The organism is Bradyrhizobium sp. (assembly GCF_017881085.1).
Classification (GTDB): Bacteria; Pseudomonadota; Alphaproteobacteria; order Rhizobiales; family Xanthobacteraceae; genus Bradyrhizobium.
The window spans coordinates 1-3638 of record NZ_JADGRI010000428.1; the positions used below are offsets into that span (position 1 = coordinate 1).

The following is a 3638-nucleotide window of genomic DNA, read 5'->3' on the forward strand; positions in this document are numbered from 1 at the left end:
CTTGAACAACTGAACGACATACTGCCCATCAACAGCGCCCTGCTGAAGTCACGATCTACTACCACTACCATCCCTTGCGCACACACAGTCTCCCAGTGGTCAGGGTGTATGACCTTCACGACGAGGTCTACTATGTCGTACGGCAGGCCGACGGTAGACCTTTGGCGGTGCCGGCGTGGATGACTCGCCCCGAGGCAGCGCACGCGAAGATTGTCTCCGTTGCGCGGTTGCCGGTTCGCGTGCTGCTCGAATTACGCCGCGTCACCGTGGCCCATCTCTCCGCGCGGGCGCACAATGTGCACGAGGAGAACCACGATGCCGCAGCCCCGAGCGAGATACCAACAAGAGCTCTTCGAGGAACCGCCCGCCGTTCCCGCGATACGGCTTCCACTGGACATGCAACAGCAGCTACGCCAGGAGCTGGTGCAGTGGATGCGGGCGCTGGCCAAGATGATCCGCGAGGAGGACGCCCATGAATAAGGTCACCGCCGATCATCTGGCCCGCCGGGCATGTGTGTACATCCGTCAGTCCACACCTGGTCAAGTACAGCACAACCTCGAAAGCCAACGGCGCCAATATGCCCTTGTCGATCGCGCACGCGAGCTGGGCTGGCGAGACATCGATGTTATCGATGACGATTTGGGGATTTCCGGATCTGGAACACGCCGGCCCGGTTTTGAACGTCTGTTGCGCGCGCTCTGCGATGGGCAAGTGGGCGCCGTCTTCAGCATTGAGGCGTCGCGGTTGGCGCGCAATGGCCGGGACTGGCATACTCTGCTGGAGTTTTGCAGCGTCGTCGGCGCTCTGCTTATCGACGCCGAAGCCTTATACGACCCCAGACTCACGAACGACCGATTGTTGTTGGGCATGAAAGGTACGATCAGCGAGATGGAAGTCGCGAGTTTCCGCGAGCGTGCGCAGGCTGCACTGTTGCAGAAGGCGCAGCGGGGCGCCTTGGTGCGACGGGTTCCGATCGGGTACGTCAAAGGATCGGACGACCGCATCGAGAAAGATCCGAATGCCAGGACCAGGACGACTATCGAATTGATCTTTCGAAAGTTCGCTGAGCTAGGCAGCGTGAGGCAGGTCTATTTCTGGTTTGATCAGCAGCAAATTGAGGTGCCGGTCGCTCGCGGAACGGAAGAGGCGCGCCAGATCGTCTGGCAGTCGGCTCGGTATCACGCCGTGCTCAGCGTGTTGAAGAATCCGGCATACGCCGGGGCATACGTGTACGGGCGCAGCAAGACCAGGGTGCGGCTTGATGCAGGACAGAAACAGGTTCGCCGACAGGTGCTGCGCCGTCGCGAGGACTGGGCGGTGTTGATCTTGGATCACCATGAGGGTTACATTGACTGGAATGCCTATCAGAGCAATCAAACGATGATTGCCCACAACGACAACGCGAGAGGCAATGCGGTGCGCGGATCGATCAAACACGGTGAGGCGCTACTCGCTGGGCTGCTGCGCTGCGGTCATTGTGGCGCCAAGTTGCTGGCGCAATATCCCAGCCCTCGCGTGATTCGGTATCAGTGCTCGGGATATCTTCTCAATCGCGATCATGCCTGCTGCGTGATGTTCGGCGGGCTTCGAGCCGACCGCTTAGTGTCGGAGCAACTGATCCACGCTCTGGCGCCGTTCGGCATCGAAGCGGCCATTGAGGCAATCGAGTCGTTACAAGACGCTAGCGACGAGCGGATTCAGCAGAAGGCGTTGGCATTAGAGGACGTGCGCTATGAAGTGACACGCGCCCGGCGCCAATATGACGCGGTGGACCCGACGAATCGGCTCGTGGCTGCGGAACTCGAACGACGTTGGAACCAGGCGCTGACCACAGAGGCGCAGTTTGAAGCCGAACTCGTGACGCTGCAAGAAGGTCGCGAGGGGCCACTGACCGACGCACAGAAACGGGAGCTGTTGTCGTTCGCGCGAGATCTCCCAACACTTTGGGACGATCCGCAGAGTTTGCCGGAACACAAGAAGCGCCTCTTGCGCATCGCTCTGAAAGAGATCATCGCCACGTGTGAAGGCGAGACGATACGCCTCATCTTGCATTGGCAAGGCGGGGATCACACGCGGGTGGAGTTCGAGAAGATTCGCAGCGGCCGGCATCGGTATGTCACCGACGATGACCTGGTGGCGCTCGTTGGCATGCTGGCACGGATCGAACCAGACGCGCGAATCGCCTCGATTCTGAATCGGAATCAACGCCGTACGGCACACGGAGATGACTGGAATGCGAAACGGGTCTGCTCGCTGCGCAATAATCATGCGATTCCCGTCTACCGTGAGGGAGAGAGGCAAGCCCGCGGCGAAATGTCGGTCAGCGAAGTTGCCGCCGCCCTCGGCGTCACGCCAACCACTGTATTGCGCCTGATTAGGCTAAAACAGTTGCGGGCGACGCAGGCCTGCGTTGGCGCTCCGTGGATTCTACGCAGGGCGGATGTCGAGCGGTGCGTGGCTGAACGGAACCATCCGGTGACCCCACCAACGGCCGATTCAGCGCAATTGATCCTTGAAATTCCATGACATCCAAAGGAGTGCACCATGTCGAGTTCTCGAAGAACAATTCGACCTGCCAACGGCACTTATAGATCTGAGCAATCGTAATTGCAGGAAGAGAGAAGTTATTGGTCAAGAATCCCAGCCGCTGGTTGGTCTCGACATCGAAATATCTGACCCGCCGCAAGGCGTCCGGATAGGCCTTGACCGATTCGATGGCAGTCAAGATCACGGTATGATCGGACCGCAAGCCGACTGACTTGTCGACCGGACGGGAGTAGCGCCGCTGCAACACGACGTTCTGTTTGGTGCGGACGATGAAGAAGGCCGAAGAAAGAGTGAACACGTAGAGGCGCTCGAAATCGATGTAGCCCCGGTCCATCACGTAGAACGCGCCGGCCTCGGGCGAGACTTCATCGAGGATGTTGACGTCGTGCACCTTGCCGTCGGTAATGCGGATAAACGTGGGAATATTGCCGTGCAGATCCAGCAGCGTGTGCATCTTCACCGCGCCTTTGTGCTGGCGAAACTTCGCCCACGGAAACAAAGAGAGACAGAGGTCGATGGTAGTCGAATCGAGCGCGTAGAGGCTGTGGTCCAGTTCCACGCCCATGGGATCCTCGACATGAAGTGGCCTGGCAACGCCGACCAAGTGCTGCGCGAAATCGGCGAAGATGCGCCAGTCGTGAGTTTCATTGGCGTCCGCCAATGTCGAGCGAGCAATCCGACTACGGAATCCCATGTGGTAGAGCTTGCCGCGCATTGATCCCAAGCACGCCTCGATGTCGCGGAGACTCTCGCGGTAAGTGAACTGAGCGAAGGCCATCGCCAGATATTGATCCCAGCAAGACAAACTTCGGTGGTGTTGATCGCCGTCATAGCGGGTCACACACTTCTGGAACTCGAGGTGGGAGAGATGGGCGATCAGTTGCGCGAAAACGGTTCGGCCGGCATTCATCCCTCATTGTTCCGCAGATGCGGGATCCAGCCATTCAAGCTCATTACGGCTCTTTTCAGTTCAAATCGTTTTTGGGCCGAATGCCAGCTATTCTATGGATGGCAAAGGACTTGTCAGACTTCGCAAAGTACTTTACCGGACACCAGTGAATGCAGATAGATATTGGCAAGCAGCGGCGAA

The 3638-nt window shown here is 58.5% G+C and carries 2 protein-coding genes and 1 pseudogene; 2 read left to right on the forward strand and 1 reads right to left on the reverse strand.

The features are described 5' to 3' along the window. Positions 1 to 315 precede the first annotated feature (315 nt). Positions 316 to 480 carry a hypothetical protein gene (locus QZ213_RS25970; RefSeq protein WP_291688922.1) on the forward strand — a complete coding sequence of 55 codons (165 nt, stop codon included), beginning with the start codon at positions 316 to 318 and terminating at the stop codon, positions 478 to 480. Beyond that, on the forward strand, positions 473 to 2527 hold the full coding sequence (locus QZ213_RS25975; RefSeq protein ID WP_291688923.1) for a recombinase family protein: 2055 nt from the start codon (positions 473 to 475) through the stop codon (positions 2525 to 2527). The genes QZ213_RS25970 and QZ213_RS25975 overlap by 8 nt, the downstream gene beginning before the upstream one ends. Before the next feature lie 31 nt (positions 2528 to 2558). Here QZ213_RS25975 and QZ213_RS25980 read toward each other — a convergent pair. Further along, a pseudogene (locus tag QZ213_RS25980) lies at positions 2559 to 3458 on the reverse strand (IS4 family transposase); the annotation flags it as partial. Between the last annotated feature and the right edge of the window lie 180 nt (positions 3459 to 3638).

Bases quoted from the DNA above. Each gene is read 5' to 3' on its own strand.
- QZ213_RS25975 (WP_291688923.1), top strand. From the start codon at position 473: ATGAATAAGGTCACCGCCGATCATCTGGCCCGCCGGGCATGTGTGTAC.
- QZ213_RS25970 (WP_291688922.1), top strand. From the start codon at position 316: ATGCCGCAGCCCCGAGCGAGATACCAACAAGAGCTCTTCGAGGAACCG.